Raw genomic sequence first — 16,618 nt, 5'->3', positions numbered from 1 at the left:
GTCAGGTGCCCGGAATGGGGTGAATATCCAGGGTCATTCCGTCACTCAATATGAGTTTCAAATCCTTGACAGTGCCGGCCACACGGTCCTTGAAAACCGGCTCGCCTTCGGGATCAAGTACATCGTAGATAAAGCGATTGCCCTCAATCCAGCCGACGGGCGTTTCCAGTTCGGGCGTGAGGTAATAGTTGCCGTCCAGAAAAAAACCGGCAAACGGTTCTACCCTTTCGCGGTTCTCGATTTCGTAGCGCACACCGGGGGTCATGCCTGTGGATTCATCAATCATGATGCGTACCTCGTCATGCGTCTGATCTTGGCGTCCGGCCTGTTTCAGGGCTCGACAAACAGGGCTCGACGGGACGTCTGCGTCTGACCTCCCGTCTTGCCCTGACACTCGTCAAGAAGTCCCCAGCCCACGCGACAGATCGGCCGAGGTTTCGGACGCAGTCTTGCGCATCGAGCCCGTTTCTCCAGCGGTTGTCTCGTGGGGTTCTGTGGTTTCCATCACCTTTTCGCGCACGGCCTCATAGCCCTCCCGTGCTTGCTGTTTGACCTTGCCGGTGAGGCTGGCGCTGGTCCTGCCCAGATAACGGCGCTCCGTTGCGGTAGTGGGTAAAGCCGCCCCCAGCAACGCGCCCACCGCGATACCCATCGCCGCCATCAGCAGGGGTTGCTCCTTGAGCAGATGACTGAACTGGTCGCCCATTTCATGGGTCCTGCGCGCCAGGCGATCACTGGTGTCATGGACGGTGTGACTGAGCTGATCGGTCTTGGCATGCAGGCTATCGCTCAGATGTGCGGCCTTGCCCTTGACGGCCTGATAGCTGTTCTTGAGCGAATCGGTGGTTTGGTGCAGACGCTCCCGGGCGCTGTCGATGCCATCGGTGAGCCCTTCGCCCACATCATCGGTCCAGTCGATATCCAGCTCAGTCTCAACCCGATATTCCCTGGGCATTGGCGGGCGATTCTGGCTCATTATCAGCCACATCAGGCCGACCGAGGTCAGCACCGCGGGCATGGGATTGTTGCGCACACTGGTGCCCAGATTGTGCAGGAAAGTCGAGCCGTTGCTCTGCATCATCAGCAGCGCCTGATCGAACATCTGGCCAGGGGTGAACTTGCTTTCCAGAGCGTCGACGATATGCCCGATGTTTTCCCGTTGCGCATCGATTTCACGCTCGATGGTTTCCGGACTCTTGGCCGCTTCGGTGTCTATTTCTCGCTTCATGACACTTTCCTCCGCAGGGCTTCCTGGTCTTTGTTCAGCGCGTCCAGGGTGCGATCAGGCTTGAAGTGGGAAGGCTCGAATTGTTTTTTGCCTGCCTGCAGCATCACGAAGCCGATGACCATCACCACGACGCCGACAATCAGCGCGGCCAGCCAGGGCGCCATCACCAGGCTCAAGGCATAGACCACCGCCATCAGCACAATGATGAACCCGGCGAGCAGCACAATGGCGCCGCCGGCGACCCCGGCAATCCCTGCTTTCAATGTCGTCAGGCTGGCCTGTAGTTCCGCCTTGGCCAACGCCAGCTCTTTGGTGAACAACGCCGGAACTTCCCGAGATAACTGCCGCAATAAACCGACCACGGAAGCATCATATTCAGTCGTCGTGAACGACGGGTTGACGGGCTGTGTGCGTTGCAGTTCTGGATCGTCTCTGTTCATTACCGTTCTCCTGTGAAGGGGCTGGACCCCGGCATTGAAGAAGTATCGCCACGATGGTCAGGCGCGTTCGGCGAGGACGGCGTGATGCCAGTGGCCAATCCGGGCGACAAATCGCCTGCCGATGGCATCGACGTTTCATAAAATTCCTGCGAGCCATCGCCACTGAACGAGGATGTGCTGCTCTGGTCCGTGAACTCATGGTCGGTTGTTGGCGAGGCCGCCGTACCCGCTTTCAGGAATCGCGACAGACCAAACCCGACCGCTATGCTGCCGACAATGAATAACCCTGGGTTGTCGCGCGCCAGATCAGCGCCATCGTGCAGCAGCTCTTCGGCACTTTTGCTGCGCAGTTTTCCCGCCAGGCTGCTCATGCTGTCTGCCATGTTCGCCAGGTAGTCGGACATCCCAAACGTATCGTTCGTCCTGATCTCGGAAACGACTGACTGGGCGCCTCTGGCCAATGCTTCAATCTGGTCCGCTGCGGTATCGCGGTACTGGCCGAACTGCTCATCGGCCTGATGCCGGGCACCGCCTATCGCTTCGGTAACCTCCTCCTTTATATGTTGAAAGTTTTGTTCGGAGCCCGCTGAATCCCGAGGGCCATCCGGTTGTCCGGTTCTGCTGTCTGGAATAGTCATGTCATCCATCGCCTTCGTAATGAATACGTGAGGAAGTGGCCGCGGGTGTGGCCGCGGTGGTGCTTCATTGCAAATGACGGAGGGGGCTGGCAGGGAGTTCCACGCAGATGATGAAGTGATAAAAAGCGCACCGATGGTACTCACAGGTTCCGGTGGGTATTTGTTGGATGCATCTCGCATTAAAAATCTGCTACGTTGTACGATGACAGACGAGTAAACCCTTTCTCTCGTCTGCCACTCAATAACAACAAGGAAAAACACCCATGAAAAAAACGAAATTGCTTATCGGTTTCTTGTGCCTCTTCAGCGGCTATGTGATGGCAGCCCCCTTCTCGGGCGAAAAGGATGTTGCCTTAGCGGTAGACCATCTGACTCAAGCGATGCTGCACAAGAACATTCCCCAACTGAACGCGCTCACCGCTGAAAACCTTACCTACGGCCACTCCAGCGGGAAAATCCAGGACAAGAAAGCGTTCATCGCTGACATCGAAACCGGTAAAAGCGCTTTCAAGACACTTGAAATGAAAGGCCAGACCATCACGCTGTCGGGTGATGTGGCGCTGGTCCGGCATCATTTTTCGGCACAAGCCATCAAGGGTGAAGAGATCGTTCCCACGGAAATCGAGAACTTCCAGATCTGGCAGAAACAGAAAGGCAAATAGCTACTGGTCGGACGACAAGCGTTTCGTTTCTGAAATTGAGGGTGTCGATCATCGTTCCCACGCTCTGCGTGGGGATGCAGCCCAGGACGCTCCGCGTCCCTTCAGGAGCCGAACGCGGAGCGTCCGTTGAGGCATTCCCAACGATCCACTGGGGCGGATCATCAAACCGGCTCGCGAAGCTTCAATCATCCTCGTGCAATTTGATGCCGCGTTTATGCAGCACATACGGAACCAGCAGCACCAACAGCGTCAGCACCAGGAGCGAGGCCGCGATCGGTTGTGTCACAAACACCATCCAGTCGCCCTGGCTGATGGACAAGGCATTGCGCAGTTGTTTTTCCGCCATCGGGCCCAGCAGCATGCCGACGATCACCGGCGCGACGGGGAAGTCGAAACGCCGCATCAACACCCCGGCCCAACCGATGGCCAACATCAGAAACAGGTCGAACGTCGAGTGACGCATGCCGTATACGCCGATGGTGGCGAATACCAGAATGCCGGCGTTCAGGTACGGTCGTGGAATCTGCAAGAGTTTGACCCACAGGCCCACCAACGGCAGGTTCAGCACCAGCAGGATGGCGTTGCCGATGTACAGCGAGGCCACCAGCGTCCAGACCAGTTCGCCCGAGGTCTGGAACAGCAGCGGCCCCGGTTGCAGGTTGTAGTTCTGGAATGCGGCCAACAAGATCGCCGCCGTGGCAGAGGTCGGAATGCCCAAGGTCAGCAACGGCACTAGCGAACCGGTGGCGCTGGCATTATTGGCCGCCTCGGGGCCAGCGACGCCTTCGATGGCGCCCTCGCCTTTGCTGGCCGCGAACTCTTTCGGGTACTTGCTGAGTTTGCGCTCGGTCGAGTACGACAGAAACGTCGGAATTTCCGCGCCACCGGCCGGAATCGACCCGAAGGGAAAACCGATCAGCGTGCCCCGTAGCCATGCGGGAATCGAGCGCTTCCAGTCGGCGCGGGTCATCCACAACGAGGTCAAGCGGTGTCGGCCGGCGGTTTCTTCCTTTTGGTAGAGCACGCTGTACAAGGCCTCACCGACGGCAAACAAGCCCACCGCGACGAGCACCACTTCAATGCCATCGACCAACTCGGGCACCGCCAGGGTGTAGCGGGCAATGCCCGAGGTCGAGTCCAGGCCGATCAAGCCGATGGTCAGCCCGATCCCCAACGAGGCAAAGCCGCGCAGCATCGACGCACCGAGTACCGCCGACACCGTGGTGAAGGCCAGCACCAGAATCGCGAAATACTCGGCCGGCCCGAACTTCAGCGCCAATATCGCGACAAGGGGCGCGAACAGGGTCAGCAAGATCGTCGCGATGGTGCCGGCCACGAATGAGCCTATCGCAGCCGTCGCCAACGCCGGACCTGCCCGCCCGTTGCGCGCCATGAGGTTGCCTTCCAGGGCCGTGACCATGGAGGACGATTCCCCTGGCGTGTTGAGCAGAATCGAGGTAGTGGAGCCGCCAAACTGAGCACCGTAATAGATGCCGGCGAACATGATCAGCGCGCCGGTAGGATCGACTTTGGCGGTAATCGGCAGCAGCAGTGCCACCGTCAGCGCCGGCCCGATTCCCGGCAAAACACCGATCGCGGTGCCCAGCAGACAGCCAATGAAGCCCCACATCAGATTGATCGGCGCCAACGCGGCACCGAAGCCGGTTGCCAGACTCGAGAGAATGTCCACCTTGTCGACCTCCTTGGGGCCCGGATCAGATCCAGGCGTTGACCAGGGGCGGCAGGGAAACCCCTAGCCCGGCGGTGAAAAGCCAGTAAATCGGCAGCGTCAGGGCGATGCCGATGGCCAGGTCCCGCACCGGGCTGCGACTGCCAAAACCCCGTGCCGAACAGGCAAACAGCAATGAGGCGGCCAATACGAAGCCGATGTAGGTAATGAGCAACGCAACGCCCATCAGCCCCGCCGTGACCCAGGTTGCGCCGAGCTTGCCGCCGGGCTGAGGCCGGGTGGTCTCATGATCGTCAGTAAGGTTGCGAAAACCACCGGTGAGCGCCTGATAGCACATCAACAGACCGACGACGCCCAGAAACGCCGCGACGGCGTAGGGATACACGTACGCCGCCATGATCACGAAGCCCATCTCGGGAGGAAACCGCGAGGCGCCGATCGCCAATACCGCGCTGATGGCGACGACACCTAAACCCATCGCCAGTTGGGCCGGCATGACTCTCCAGCGTCCGGCCATCTCAGAGCAGCCCGACCTTGACCAGCATCGCGCGCAGGCGCCCATGCTCTTCTTCGACGAATTTGCCGAAGTCATCCCCGGTCAGAATGCTCGGTGACCATGCATTGGTTTTTACGTTGTCTTGCCAGACCGTGCTTTTGGTGGCGGTCAGGACGGCTTCAGTCAGTTCTTTGCGCTGTTCAGGCGTCAGGCCAGCGGCGCCATAAACACCCCGCCAGTTGCCGATCGTTACGTCATAGCCACTTTCCTTGAGGGTCGGTGCATCGATGCCTTCTACGCGTGTGGGCGCACCGATGGCGAGTAAGCGGAATTGTTTGGACTGTACGTATTTGGCAAGCTCGGCATAGCCGCCGGTGATCACCGTGATGTGGCCCCCCAGCGTCGCGGCGACGACTTCGCCGCCACCGGCGAAGGCAACGTAATTGACCTTGTTGACGGGGACGTCCATTTTGCTCGCCAGTTCGGCGATGCCGATGTGGTCGATCGACCCTTTGGAGCCACCGCCCCATTTGATGCTGGACGGGTTGGCTTTGAAGTCTTTGAGCAAGTCGTCCAGGGTTTTGTAGGGCGAATCGTCACGCACGGCAATCACGTTGTATTCGGTAAACAGCCGGGCAATCGGCGTCACGTCTTTCAAGGTGATTTGCGGTTTGTTCTGCTCGATGGCTGCGACCATGATCGCGCCGACCACGATCAGGGCATTGGCATCCCCCTTGGTGCCGTTGGCAAATTGCGCCAACCCCAGGGTCCCACCGGCGCCACCCTTGTTCTCGAAGGTTGTGGACTTTGCCGTTTTCGCCTCGACCATGGCTTTGCCCAGGACGCGTGCGGTCTGGTCATAACCACCACCGACTGAACCCGGGGCCATGAACTTGACGGTATCGAGCGCAAAAGCCGGTGAGGCGAGCGCGGCGGCGGTAAGGAAAACGGCAAGGTTGCTGCTGAATCGACGGGCCAATGCAAACATGAGTCGTCTCCGGATAGCTGTTCTTGTTGTTGTCGATCAGGGAAGAGCCCCTGTGAACATGCGTCTGGAATAAGCGTAGGTCATAGTTGTGTTTATTGGCGGGCTTTCAATGGGGTTCCTAACGCAAGTCAATTATGAATGCAGAACCTGTGGGAGCTGGCCCTGTGGCGAGGGGGCTTGCCCCCGTTCGGCTGCGAAGCAGTCGCGAATTCGGTGCATGCGGCGTGCCTGGCTTAAGGAGGTAGCAGTTTTGGGACTGCTTCGCAGTCCAACGGGGGCAAGCCCCCTCGCCACAGGGCCTGCTCCCACAGGGATTGCAATGTCTGTACCTATGTTGACCAAATGGCGGAAGGCAGCCGGAGTCGAACCTGCCCGGGAACGGATGCCGTCCCCAACCGGGTTTGAAGCCCGGCCGCGCCACCGGGCGCGATTGCCTTCCTTGAACTCAGTTTGTTGTCGGTTGAGCCAGTGCATTGTCGAGCCGAATGTGGCGCCGGTCGCCAACACGTCGGGTCAGGCCGATCCGGTCGAAGTACTCCAGAATCTGAACGCTGCGCTTGCGCCCCAGGCCCACAGCATCGCGAAACGCGGTGACCTGAATCACCGGGTCATCGCTGGCCAGTTGCACCAGCATAGCCGCCAATCGGCGCACCAGCGTCTCGGTATAAAACAAATCACGAACCACTTGATGCACCAGCCCCAGCCGCGCCATCTTGCGCATCAGCAGGCGCACGGCGGCCTCTTCACGGCCCGTCGCTTTAGCCAGATCACGCACCCACGGCGCATCGAAACCCGCCTGTTCGAACAACGGCTGTAATTGTTGCCACAGGGTTTCGTCATCCTCACTCAAACGCACTTGATGGTCCGGCAAATGCAGCCACGGGCCGCTGGCGATGATCGATCCGCTGGCCAGCAATTCGTCGAGCAGGCTGATAAAAGTCGGTCGCTCCAGCGCGGTGCCGGCGAAGCGACGCAGGCGATCCCTGTCCGGTCCCATTTGATCCGGTTCCAGTTGATGAAAGCGTGCGAGGTGTTCCAGCAGCGGCGCTTTCAGTGCTTCCCAGCGCACCGCGCTGAACAGCAAGGGTCCCTGCCGCGTATCGATCAAGCGCACGTCATCGGGCAACACCCACGTGTGGCGCGGACGGTTGAACTGGCGTTCCAGACGCAGCGGATCGAGCCCGGTGTCGCTGTTGGCCAGCAGCGCCGGCAGTGCTGCTTCCAGGCTGTTGGTGGTGGCCAGCGTTTGTAGCTGCGCTAATCGCTCGGGGCTGCGACGGTGTCGGGCCGGGGCGAACGGGTCAAGCACCTTGCCACCGCCGAGGGTGCGCTGAGCGCTTTGGTCGCGCAGGATCAAGCGATCGCCCTTCATCGCCAGCACCGGTGCATTCACCAGCAACTGCGCGAACATCCGCTCTCCCGGTACCAGGCTGTCGCCCTCCAGCAACGCCACTCGCCCGGTCACGTCCTGAGTGCCAAGGTGCACGTGCACGGGCTGAAAGTGCTCGAAGCTTCGCGCCTCGCTGGCCAGCAAGGTCATCTCGATATCCAGACGCTGGGTCGGCGCGTGCAGCCATTCTGCCAGCAGCCAGTGGCCCCGGTGAATCTGTTCCAGGGCTAGACGATCGGCACTCAGGTTCAGTGCGACGCGCTGCCCGGCCATGGCGCTGTCAGCCGTCTGATTCTGCGCATGCAGGCCTCGCACCCGCACGGGTTTGCCCTGCGGACTCAACACCAGCGTATCGCCCACGGCCACGTGGCCAGACAACGCGGTGCCGGTCACCACGATCCCGACGCCGGCCACGCTGAACGCCCGGTCAATCGCCAGGCGAAAACCGCCGCCGGCGCTGCGTTGAAGCACCTCATGTTGCGCATCCAGCAAGGCCTGACGCAGCGCCTCGACACCCTCACCGGTCACACTCGATAGCGTAATTTGTGGCGCATCGGCATAAGGTCCGGGTGCGAGCAATGCTTCAATCTGTTCCCTGACGGCTTGCACACGAGCAGGATCGACGCGGTCGCATTTGGTGATTGCAATCAGTGCCCGTGGGATGCCCAGCAACTCGACGATCGCCACATGTTCGCGGGTCTGCGGCATGACGCCGTCATCGGCAGCCACCACCAACAACACCAGATCAATGCCCTGAGCCCCGGCCAGCATGTTGTGGGTGAAGCGCTCATGACCGGGCACATCGATAAAACCGGTCAGCGCGGCGCCCGGTTCCAGCGCCGCGTAGATATAGCCGAGGTCGATGGTCATGCCGCGTTCGCGCTCTTCCCGGCGACGGTCGCCAGCCTGACCGGTCAATGCCTGGAGCAAGGAGGTCTTGCCGTGATCGATGTGCCCCGCCGTGCCGACAATCACCTGTCCCGGCCCTCCTCCTGCAACTGATCGAATTGCGCCAGCTGATTGAGCTGCGCCAGCCACGCGGCTTCGTCATCCAGTTGGCGCAGGTCCAGCCAAAGCGCATCAGCATCGATGCGCCCCAAAACGGGAATCGGCAACTGACGAAACGCGGCCTCCAGCCCCAGCAATCGCCGTCCGCGCAGACGTTTGGAAACGTTGGGCCGCAGGCATAACGCGGCGCTCGGTAAACGAGCCACCGGTTGGCTGCCGCTGCCGATCATGCCCAGCGCCGGCACCGCGCTGACGCTCCAGCCATCACCCAACACCTGCGCCAATGAGGGTTGCAGGCGTTCTGCCTGGGCGAAGATGTCGGTTTGAGGGCGGGTCAGCAGACGCAGACTCGGCAGGCGCTCGGCCAGTCGATCCGGATCGCGGTACAGCATCAACACCGCTTCGAGCGCCGCGAGGGTCAGTTTGTCGACCCGCAATGCACGCTTGAGCGGGTTCTTCTTGATCTTGTCGATCAGGTCTTTGCGCCCGACGATCAACCCGGCCTGGGGACCGCCGAGTAATTTATCGCCGCTGAAAGTGACGATGTCCGCACCCTCGAGCAGCGCTTGGCGCACTGTCGGCTCGGCGGGCAGGCCCCAGCGAGTCAGGTCCAGCAGGCTGCCGCTACCGAGGTCTTCCAGCAGCGGCAGCCCGTGACGGTGAGCCAGCTGCGCCAATTCAGCCGTTGGTACCTGGGCGGTGAAACCCTCAATGGAATAATTGCTCGCGTGTACGCGCATCACCAAGCCAGTGCGCGGACCGATGGCGGCCTCGTAATCCCGGGCATGGGTGCGATTGGTCGTGCCCACTTCGTGCAGCCGTACTCCGGCGCGGGCCATGATGTCGGGGATGCGGAAAGCACCACCGATTTCGATCAGTTCACCACGGGAAATGATGCCTTCCTTGCGCGCGCCCAGGCTGTTGAGCGTCAGTAACACGGCAGCGGCATTGTTGTTGACCACGGTCACCGCTTCGGCGCCGGTCAGCTCGCGGATCAGGCCTTCGATCAAGTCATCGCGGTCGCCGCGCTTGCCGCTGTGCAGGTCGAATTCCAGATTGAGCGGATAGCGGGCAGCCAGTTGAACGGCTTCGACAGCCGCCTCCGGCAACAACGCGCGTCCCAGATTGGTATGCAGTACGGTGCCGGTGAGGTTGAACACCCGCCGCACCTGGCTGCGATGCTGGATCGCCAGACGCTCACCCGCCCTGCCCGCCAAGACATCGGGGGCAATTTCAATGGCATTGAGTTCGCCCTTGAGCACCGGTTCGCGCAAGTCATCGAGCAGTTGCCGCAAACCGGCCAGCAGCGCATCACGCCCGTAACGCTCGGCCAGTGGTTGGCAGGCGGGATGGCGCAGCAAGCTGTCGATGGAGGGCAGCCGCAAGGCTTGGCTGGCGGAGGTTGCAGACATCAGAGGCTCCCGGAAGCGAATGACCGTCGCGTCTGAGTGTAGCCGCTGAGCTTTAAGGGCATGCTCTCTGCCCACTATCACCATCACCGCGCAATGATCTCGCTGATGGCGAGTGCCCCACTGCAACACCCTGCCAAACGCCGCGCTCCCAGCGACTACTACTAAAAAACTGTCAGAGGTTTCCTCATTTTTTTTGAGGCGCATCCACTCATTGCAGGGGGGCGTGTTTAATGACACTCGGTGTTACGTCCTAAAGGCTACAACGCCTTGCGTCGTTGCCTACGCGTGCGCCAGACTCCGCTGGCTTGTGCGGCTGTGGGGCGGGCTATATCGTTTCCCTGTCACTGAAAAACAGTGATCGGGTTTGGTAGCCCGCCTTTAAGTAGTCGTATGGCGACACCTTATGCAGTCTCTTTTTGGGGGCTCGGCTTTATATGGTGGTCATGCGTGGGGCTCCATTGTGAGCGCCGGGTTTCCTACTTAGACCGGTCTACCAACCCGCGTATGGCCGCCACTCTTCGTTTGGTAGCGAGGGTGATGGCTACTAAATATTCTAAGTAGGAGTTTCATCTATGTTCAAAATAACACCCAATCCGCCGACCACAGATCCGGCATCCCCGTACGAATCACTCGATTCAAAAGAACTCAACGAAGCCGCCGAGCGCGCCCTCGATTATTACCTCAATCCGAGTGCCCATGTCATGGCCACGCCGTATAAACCCAGCCAAATGTTCATCATCAACCCAGAGATCGGCACCGAATCTCTGCTGGCCCACGCTTGCGAGTCACTGGCTTCGGCCAGCGTCATGCTCAACGATGTTGCAGCGCTGCTACAGGGGCCACACCGCCATACCATTCTAGGCATCGCGCAAGTCATCATGCAGGGCGAGTTGGCGGTGAACCGAGCGCTGGACAAACACGAACCACCTAAGTAATCACAAGCGTCCTGTCGCTAGGGGCTTGCCCCCGTTCGGCTGCGCAGCCGTCGTAAAACCGGTAATCGCGGTAAGGCTGACCTACCACAGGCACCGGTTTTGCGATCGCTTTACGCTCAGTCACCTCCCGGTGCCAGCATCAGATTGGGCGACAGGCGCTGGTAGCCTTCCTGCTCCAGGCGCATGTCCAGCATCAGGCTGGACAGGTCTGCCGAAAGTGCTTCGGCTTCGGCGTCGTTTTCCAGGTAGATCAGTTTCAGGTAGCTCTTGCAGCCGGGGCAGACTTCCGCCCGCAACGGTGCCTGATTGGCGGCGTGACGGTCATCCTCGAAACTGATGTATTCAAGCCCCTTGCTCTGTTCGCAGTACACGCATTTGACCCGCACCGCATTCCACTCGCAGGCACACAACGAGCACACCAGATAACGCAAACCGTTGTATTTGCCCCGATGACGAATCACCCCGGCCATCGCCGGCGAACCGCAGGCCGGGCATTGGCTGAGGCAGTCGCCGCGCTTGAGCTCAAGGTTGGCTAAACCCAACAGCCAATGGCTCCAGGCCGCTTGCAGCGCTGCACCGAGAAACGGCACCAACTCCGCTGGCAGCATTGAATACTGGCCGCTGACCAAGGCAATCGCCCAGGCTTTGAGCAGCCCGGGGTTGGCGCTGCGCAACGTGGTCACGGCGTTTTCTACCGCCGTTTGTGGCGGTGGCTGATAGCGTTGCAACAGCGCTTCGAGATACGGCAGCCAAACGTTTTCACGCACCAGGCTGTCGGCGGCTAACGGTGGCAAGCCATGTTCCATGCACACCCGCAGACGTTCGGGATCGGGCATGGCGGCCACGGGCGGATCGTCCATCAGGTTTTGTTGAACGTGACACAGTCCGGCAACCAAGCGCAGGTAGTCCGCTAATGGATGCCCGTCGGCCAGGCGCTCCAGGCGCAGCGCGCGCAAGGTGAACAGGTTGTGCGGTGGCAGATACAGAAACGGCGGTGAACTCGCCGCCGCTTCTATCTGCCCAGGCTCGAGGATCGTGGCCAAGGGGTCATCCTTTTTTGCTGATCGGCGGCTCCGGCGTCTCGTCTCGGGTCATTTCCCGGTACCAGAGTTCATGGTGTCTTCTCGCCCAGGCGCGACTGACCCGGCCGCGCACCATGGCGTGGACCGAGCCGCGAATCCAGATACCGGCATAGACGTGGATGATGATGCTCAGCACCAGGATGAACCCCGCCAGCGCATGCAACAGCATCGCCCAGCGAATACTGGTGATGCCGAAGTAAGCGCTGAACCAGGCACGCCAGATCACCAGGCCGCTGAACAACAGCACCAGCATGCAGATCAGCAACACCCAGAACAGCAGCTTCTGTGCCGGGTTGTATTTGCCGATCGGCGGCACGCCCTCCTCTTCATTACGCATGACCGTCCCGACACGCCTGAGCCACAACCGGTCGTTGGCGCTGAAATAATTCGCCCGCCAGAAACTGAACACCAGGCCCAGGAACAGCACAAACATCGCCACGCCCATGTACGGATGCAGAATGCGCGTCCACGAACCACCGCCAAACAGGTTGCTCAGCCAGAACAGTCCCGGGTGGAACAAGGCCAGCCCCGACAGCGCGGCCGCGAGAAACAGAATCGCCACCAGCCAGTGATTGGTGCGCTGGTTGGCGGTGTAGCGCAGGATCGGTTTGTCGTTCATGGCCTGTCCCCCCCGCCGGGTTTCGTCGGATCAAAGGTGTGCACCGATGGATCGAACTCATGCACCGCCGGGTCGAGGGTGACGGGATGTTCGTCCTCCTCGACCAGCTGTGGACCGACACGCACGTAATGGAAGAACCCGGCCAGCACCGCCGCGCCCATGGCCAGCAACGCCAGGGGTTTGCTCAGGCCTTTCCACAAGTCCACCAGCGGACTGATCGCCGGGTGATCCGGCAATCCGGCGTACAACCTGGGCGTGTCGGCATGGTGCAGCACATACATGACGTGGGTACCGCCGACGCCAGCGGGGTCATACAAACCGGCGTTTTCGAAACCGCGGCTCTTGAGGTCGACGATACGTTCGGCGGCATGCTCCTTCATGTCTTCCTTGCTGCCGAAAACGATGGCGCCGGTCGGGCAGGTTTTTACGCAAGCCGGTTCCAGCCCCACCGCCACCCGGTCCGAGCACAGCGTGCATTTATAAGCCTTGTGGTCCTTTTGCGAGATGCGCGGAATGTTGAACGGGCAACCGGTGATGCAATAGCCGCAGCCGATGCAGTGGTCCTGATCGAAATCGACGATGCCGTTGGCGTGCTTGATGATCGCGCCGGGGCTGGGGCACGCCGCCAGGCAGCCGGGTTCGGCGCAGTGCAGGCAACCGTCCTTGCGAATCAGCCATTCGAGGTTGCCGGCGTCGGTTTCATGCTCGGTGAAGCGCATCAAGGTCCAGGTGTCTGCGCTGAGGTCTTGAGGGTTATCGTAAGTGCCGAGGTTGTGACCGACATCGTCGCGCAACTCGTTCCATTCCGAGCAAGCCACCTGGCAAGCCTTGCAGCCGATGCACTTGGTGGTGTCGATCAGCTTGGCCACTTCATCTTGGGTGCGCACCGAGGGCGGCCTGGTGGTGGTGGCCGAACGGGCGATGATGTCTTGGCTGGCCATTTAGACTTTCTCCACGTTGACCAGGAATGACTTGGATTCCGGGGTTTGTGTGTTGCCATCGCCGAGGAACGGCACCAGGGTGTTGGTCAGGTAACCGTGACGGGTGGCGCCGGTGAACCCCCAGTGCAACGGGATACCGATCTGGTGCACCACTTGATTGTTGACCTGCAGCGGACGAATCCGCTTGGTCACCACCGCCACCGCTTCGATATGCCCGCGCTTGGAGCTGACCCGGACCCGGTCACCGGCCGCAATGCCTTTCTCCCTGGCCAGCACTTCGCCGATTTCGACGAACTGCTCAGGCTGGGTCACGGCGTTGATCGGGCAATGCTTGGACCAGAAGTGAAAGTGTTCGGTCAGCCGGTAGCTGGTGGCCGCATAAGGGAAGTCCTTGGCCTGCCCGAGGGTGTCCCAGACGGACTCGAAGACCCGTCCGGCCGGATTGCTGGTCGCCTGCTTGTTGTTAGGGTGCATCGGGTTGATGCCGATGGGCGTCTCGAACGGTTCATAGTGTTCCGGGAATGGCCCTTCGTTCATCTTGTCGAGGGCGAAGAAACGCGCAACGCCTTCGGGGTTCATGATGAACGGGTTCATCCCGGCTTCCGGCGGCACATCGGCCTTGTAGTCGGGCACGTCGGTGCCGGTCCAGACCTTGCCGTTCCACCACACCAGCCGTTTGTTGGCGTCCCATGGTTTGCCTTGGGTGTCGCACGAGGCGCGGTTGTAGAGAATCCGTCGATTCGCCGGCCAGGCCCAGGCCCAACCCAGGTTCTGCTTCATGCCGAAAGGGTCGCTGTTGTCGCGCCGGGCCATGTTGTTGCCCTGCTCGGTCCAGCTGCCGCAGAAGATCCAGCATCCAGACGCCGTGCTGCCATCGTCCTTGAGCTGGCCGAAGCCGGACAGTTGCTGGCCGGTCTTGATCATCGCGCCCGAAGCGTCGGTGACATCGGAGACGGCGTAGCCGTTGAATTCCCGGGCCAGTTCTTCCGGCGTCGGATCATCCGGCACTTTGTACGGCCAGTCGAGCTTGAGGATCGGCTCGGCCCAGGCACCGCCGTTGGCCTGGTAACGCTGGCGCAGGCGCAAAAACAGCTCGGCCATGATCTTCACGTCGGTGCGCGCCTGGCCCGGGCCATCGGCCCCCTTCCAATGCCATTGCAGCCAGCGGCCGCTGTTGACCAGCGAGCCGTTTTCTTCGGCGAAACAGGTGGTGGGCAGGCGAATGACTTCGGTCTGGATCTCGGCCGTTTGCACATCGTTGTAAGGCCCGGCATTGCGCCAGAATTCCGAGGTTTCGGTGGCCAACGGGTCCATGACCACCAGCCATTTGAGTTTGGCCAGCGCCTTCATCACCCGGTTCTTGTCCGGCAAGGCGGCGATCGGGTTGAAGCCCTGGCACATGTAGCCATTGACCTCGCCCCTGCCCATCATGTCGAACATTTTCAGGATGTCGTAGCCGGGAATGTCCAGCTTGGGCAGCCAGTCGTAGCCCCAGTTGTTCTCGGCGGTGGCATTGGCGCCGTACCAGGCTTTCATCAGGCTGACATGAAACTTGCCGTAGTTCTGCCAGTAGGACATCTGCCCGGGACGCAGCGGCTTGAGTGCGCGCTTGGCAATGTAGGCGTTGTAGTCCTGTTCGGTCTCGGCCGGCAGGGTCAGGTAACCGGGCAGCAGGTTGGACAGCAAGCCCAGGTCGGTCAGGCCCTGGATGTTGGAGTGACCGCGCAGGGCATTGACGCCCCCGCCCGGCATGCCGACGTTACCCAGCAGCAGTTGCACCATGGCCGCGCTGCGGATCATCTGCGAACCGGTCGAATGCTGGGTCCAGCCCAATGCGTAGAGAATCGTCATGGTTTTGCCCGGCTGCGAGCAGGTGGCGATCTCTTCCCAGATTTTCTTCATTGCGTCCACGGGCATACCGCAAACCTGACTGGCCAGCTCCAGGGTGTAGCGGCTGTAATGCTGCTTCATCAATTGGTAAACGCAACGTGGGTCTTGCAAGGTCGGGTCGACTTTGGCGAAACCGTCCTCGCCGATTTCGTAGCCCCAGCCAGACTTGTCGGTATAGATGCGCTTGCCCGCGTCGTAACCGCTGAACAAGCCGTCCTCGAAACCGTAGTTGGCCTTGACGATGAACGACACGTCCGTATAGGCGCGCACGTATTCGTGCTGGATCTTGTCTTCGGTCAGCAGGTAATTGATCAGCCCGCCCATGAAGGCGATGTCGGTGCCGGTGCGGATCGGCGCGTAATAGTCGGCTACCGAGGCGGTACGGGTGAAACGCGGATCGACCACAATCAGCCGCGCCTTGTTATGGGCTTTGGCTTCGGTCACCCATTTGAAACCGCAAGGGTGCGCTTCGGCGGCATTGCCACCCATCACCAGAACCAGATTCGCGTTGGCGATATCGGTCCAGTGGTTGGTCATGGCACCACGGCCATACGTCGGGGCAAGACTTGCCACCGTCGGGCCATGTCAGACACGTGCCTGGTTATCGAACCCCAGCATGCCGAGACTGCGAATCACCTTGTGGGTGATGTAACCCGCTTCGTTGGACGATGCCGACGCCGCGAGGAAACCGGTGCTCAGCCAGCGGTTCACCGTTTGCCCCTGGGCGTTCTTCTCGACGAAGTGGGCATCGCGATCGGCCTTCATCAAGTCGGCGACGCGATCCAGTGCTTCATCCCAGGAGATACGCGTCCACTCCGTAGCGCCGGGCTTGCGCACCTGCGGGTACTGGAGACGGCTGGGGCTGTGAATGAAATCGAGCAGGCCTGCGCCTTTGGGGCAGAGGGTGCCGCGATTGACCGGGTGGTCGGCATCGCCTTCGATGTGGATGATGCTCTGGGCCACGTTCTTTGCGTTGTCGCCCTGGCTGTACATGATCAAGCCGCAACCGACCGAGCAGTACGGGCAGGTGTTGCGGGTTTCATGGGTATGGGCGAGCTTGAAATGACGCACTTGTTCGGCAAAAGCAGGCGCCGGGGCCATCCCCAGCGCACCGAGGCTTGAGCCCGCAAGGCCGAGACCAGCGACCTTGAAGAATTGACGACGGTTGAGGTCCATCGTGCACTCCTGATCAGGTGGAA

15 protein-coding genes and 1 tRNA gene are annotated in these 16,618 nt (G+C 60.7%); 2 read left to right on the top strand and 14 right to left on the bottom strand.

Annotated elements, in window-relative coordinates; all coding sequences use genetic code 11:
- Position 1 precedes the first annotated feature (1 nt).
- From FHW68_RS17135 to FHW68_RS17120, 4 genes are all read right to left on the bottom strand, one after another.
- A complete protein-coding gene (locus FHW68_RS17135; RefSeq protein ID WP_183681633.1) occupies positions 2-286 on the bottom strand; it encodes a hypothetical protein in 285 nt (94 codons plus the stop codon).
- 111 nt (positions 287-397) lie between these two features.
- Entirely contained in the window at positions 398-1,228 is an 831-nt protein-coding gene (locus FHW68_RS17130) for a DUF3618 domain-containing protein (RefSeq protein WP_183681630.1), read from the bottom strand.
- Complete coding sequence (locus FHW68_RS17125) at positions 1,225-1,668, bottom strand: phage holin family protein (protein WP_095632554.1); 444 nt, start codon at positions 1,666-1,668, stop codon at positions 1,225-1,227. Before FHW68_RS17125 ends, FHW68_RS17130 begins: the two co-directional genes overlap by 4 nt.
- On the bottom strand, positions 1,668-2,306 hold the full coding sequence (locus FHW68_RS17120) for a hypothetical protein (RefSeq protein WP_095632555.1): 639 nt from the start codon (positions 2,304-2,306) through the stop codon (positions 1,668-1,670). Before FHW68_RS17120 ends, FHW68_RS17125 begins: the two co-directional genes overlap by 1 nt.
- A gap of 263 nt (positions 2,307-2,569) precedes the next feature.
- On the opposite strand from FHW68_RS17120, the gene FHW68_RS17115 reads away from it, so the two are divergent.
- Complete coding sequence (locus FHW68_RS17115; RefSeq protein WP_183681627.1) at positions 2,570-2,968, top strand: nuclear transport factor 2 family protein; 399 nt, start codon at positions 2,570-2,572, stop codon at positions 2,966-2,968.
- Positions 2,969-3,149: 181 nt separating this feature from the next.
- Here the strand turns inward: FHW68_RS17115 and FHW68_RS17110 are convergent, their stop codons facing one another.
- The 6 genes from FHW68_RS17110 to selA all read right to left on the bottom strand — a co-directional run bounded on the left by FHW68_RS17110 (position 3,150) and on the right by selA (position 9,952).
- Positions 3,150-4,658, bottom strand: a complete 1,509-nt coding sequence (locus FHW68_RS17110) for a tripartite tricarboxylate transporter permease (RefSeq protein ID WP_095632557.1) — start codon at positions 4,656-4,658, stop codon at positions 3,150-3,152.
- Between the two features lie 25 nt (positions 4,659-4,683).
- A complete protein-coding gene (locus FHW68_RS17105) occupies positions 4,684-5,175 on the bottom strand; it encodes a tripartite tricarboxylate transporter TctB family protein (protein ID WP_095632558.1) in 492 nt (163 codons plus the stop codon).
- 1 nt (position 5,176) lies between these two features.
- The gene (locus FHW68_RS17100; protein ID WP_095632559.1) at positions 5,177-6,142 is read right to left on the bottom strand and encodes a tripartite tricarboxylate transporter substrate binding protein; all 966 of its coding nucleotides are present in this window, start codon (positions 6,140-6,142) and stop codon (positions 5,177-5,179) included.
- 343 nt (positions 6,143-6,485) lie between these two features.
- Positions 6,486-6,581, bottom strand: a tRNA-Sec gene (locus tag FHW68_RS17095).
- Between the two features lie 6 nt (positions 6,582-6,587).
- Positions 6,588-8,507 (bottom strand): selenocysteine-specific translation elongation factor, encoded by a 1,920-nt coding sequence (gene selB / locus FHW68_RS17090; protein WP_183681623.1) that lies wholly within the window; start codon positions 8,505-8,507, stop codon positions 6,588-6,590.
- On the bottom strand, positions 8,504-9,952 hold the full coding sequence (gene selA, locus FHW68_RS17085) for an L-seryl-tRNA(Sec) selenium transferase (RefSeq protein ID WP_183681621.1): 1,449 nt from the start codon (positions 9,950-9,952) through the stop codon (positions 8,504-8,506). Before selA ends, selB begins: the two co-directional genes overlap by 4 nt.
- 572 nt (positions 9,953-10,524) lie before the next feature.
- Between selA and FHW68_RS17080 the strand changes: the two genes are divergently transcribed.
- On the top strand, positions 10,525-10,887 hold the full coding sequence (locus FHW68_RS17080) for a DUF6124 family protein (protein ID WP_183681618.1): 363 nt from the start codon (positions 10,525-10,527) through the stop codon (positions 10,885-10,887).
- A 116-nt stretch (positions 10,888-11,003) separates the two neighbouring features.
- Here the strand turns inward: FHW68_RS17080 and fdhE are convergent, their stop codons facing one another.
- From fdhE to fdnG, 4 genes are read right to left on the bottom strand one after another with little or no spacing between them, the layout of a single operon-like run.
- Entirely contained in the window at positions 11,004-11,930 is a 927-nt protein-coding gene (fdhE, locus tag FHW68_RS17075; protein WP_183681615.1) for a formate dehydrogenase accessory protein FdhE, read from the bottom strand.
- Between the two features lie 4 nt (positions 11,931-11,934).
- Positions 11,935-12,588: a formate dehydrogenase subunit gamma gene (locus FHW68_RS17070; RefSeq protein ID WP_095632565.1), complete on the bottom strand. Its 654-nt coding sequence runs from the start codon at positions 12,586-12,588 to the stop codon at positions 11,935-11,937.
- Positions 12,585-13,529, bottom strand: a complete 945-nt coding sequence (gene fdxH / locus FHW68_RS17065) for a formate dehydrogenase subunit beta (RefSeq protein WP_095632566.1) — start codon at positions 13,527-13,529, stop codon at positions 12,585-12,587. The genes FHW68_RS17070 and fdxH overlap by 4 nt, the downstream gene beginning before the upstream one ends.
- Positions 13,530-16,595 carry a formate dehydrogenase-N subunit alpha gene (gene fdnG, locus FHW68_RS17060; RefSeq protein WP_183681612.1) on the bottom strand — a complete coding sequence of 1,022 codons (3,066 nt, stop codon included), beginning with the start codon at positions 16,593-16,595 and terminating at the stop codon, positions 13,530-13,532.
- Between the last annotated feature and the right edge of the window lie 23 nt (positions 16,596-16,618).

Origin of the sequence: Pseudomonas sp. Tn43 (assembly GCF_014192635.1) — a bacterium.
Taxonomy (GTDB): Bacteria; Pseudomonadota; Gammaproteobacteria; order Pseudomonadales; family Pseudomonadaceae; genus Aquipseudomonas.
Note: the sequence above shows the minus strand (reverse complement) of the source record. Positions and strands in the feature narration are given on the sequence as shown.

Coding starts and splice junctions, on each gene's coding strand:
- selA (WP_183681621.1), bottom strand. CDS start 9,952: ATGTCTGCAACCTCCGCCAGCCAAGCCTTGCGGCTGCCCTCCATCGAC.
- FHW68_RS17115 (WP_183681627.1), top strand. CDS start 2,570: ATGAAAAAAACGAAATTGCTTATCGGTTTCTTGTGCCTCTTCAGCGGC.
- FHW68_RS17070 (WP_095632565.1), bottom strand. CDS start 12,588: ATGAACGACAAACCGATCCTGCGCTACACCGCCAACCAGCGCACCAAT.
- FHW68_RS17080 (WP_183681618.1), top strand. CDS start 10,525: ATGTTCAAAATAACACCCAATCCGCCGACCACAGATCCGGCATCCCCG.
- FHW68_RS17105 (WP_095632558.1), bottom strand. CDS start 5,175: ATGGCCGGACGCTGGAGAGTCATGCCGGCCCAACTGGCGATGGGTTTA.
- FHW68_RS17130 (WP_183681630.1), bottom strand. CDS start 1,228: ATGAAGCGAGAAATAGACACCGAAGCGGCCAAGAGTCCGGAAACCATC.
- FHW68_RS17125 (WP_095632554.1), bottom strand. CDS start 1,668: ATGAACAGAGACGATCCAGAACTGCAACGCACACAGCCCGTCAACCCG.
- FHW68_RS17135 (WP_183681633.1), bottom strand. CDS start 286: ATGATTGATGAATCCACAGGCATGACCCCCGGTGTGCGCTACGAAATC.
- FHW68_RS17100 (WP_095632559.1), bottom strand. CDS start 6,142: ATGTTTGCATTGGCCCGTCGATTCAGCAGCAACCTTGCCGTTTTCCTT.
- FHW68_RS17120 (WP_095632555.1), bottom strand. CDS start 2,306: ATGACTATTCCAGACAGCAGAACCGGACAACCGGATGGCCCTCGGGAT.
- fdxH (WP_095632566.1), bottom strand. CDS start 13,529: ATGGCCAGCCAAGACATCATCGCCCGTTCGGCCACCACCACCAGGCCG.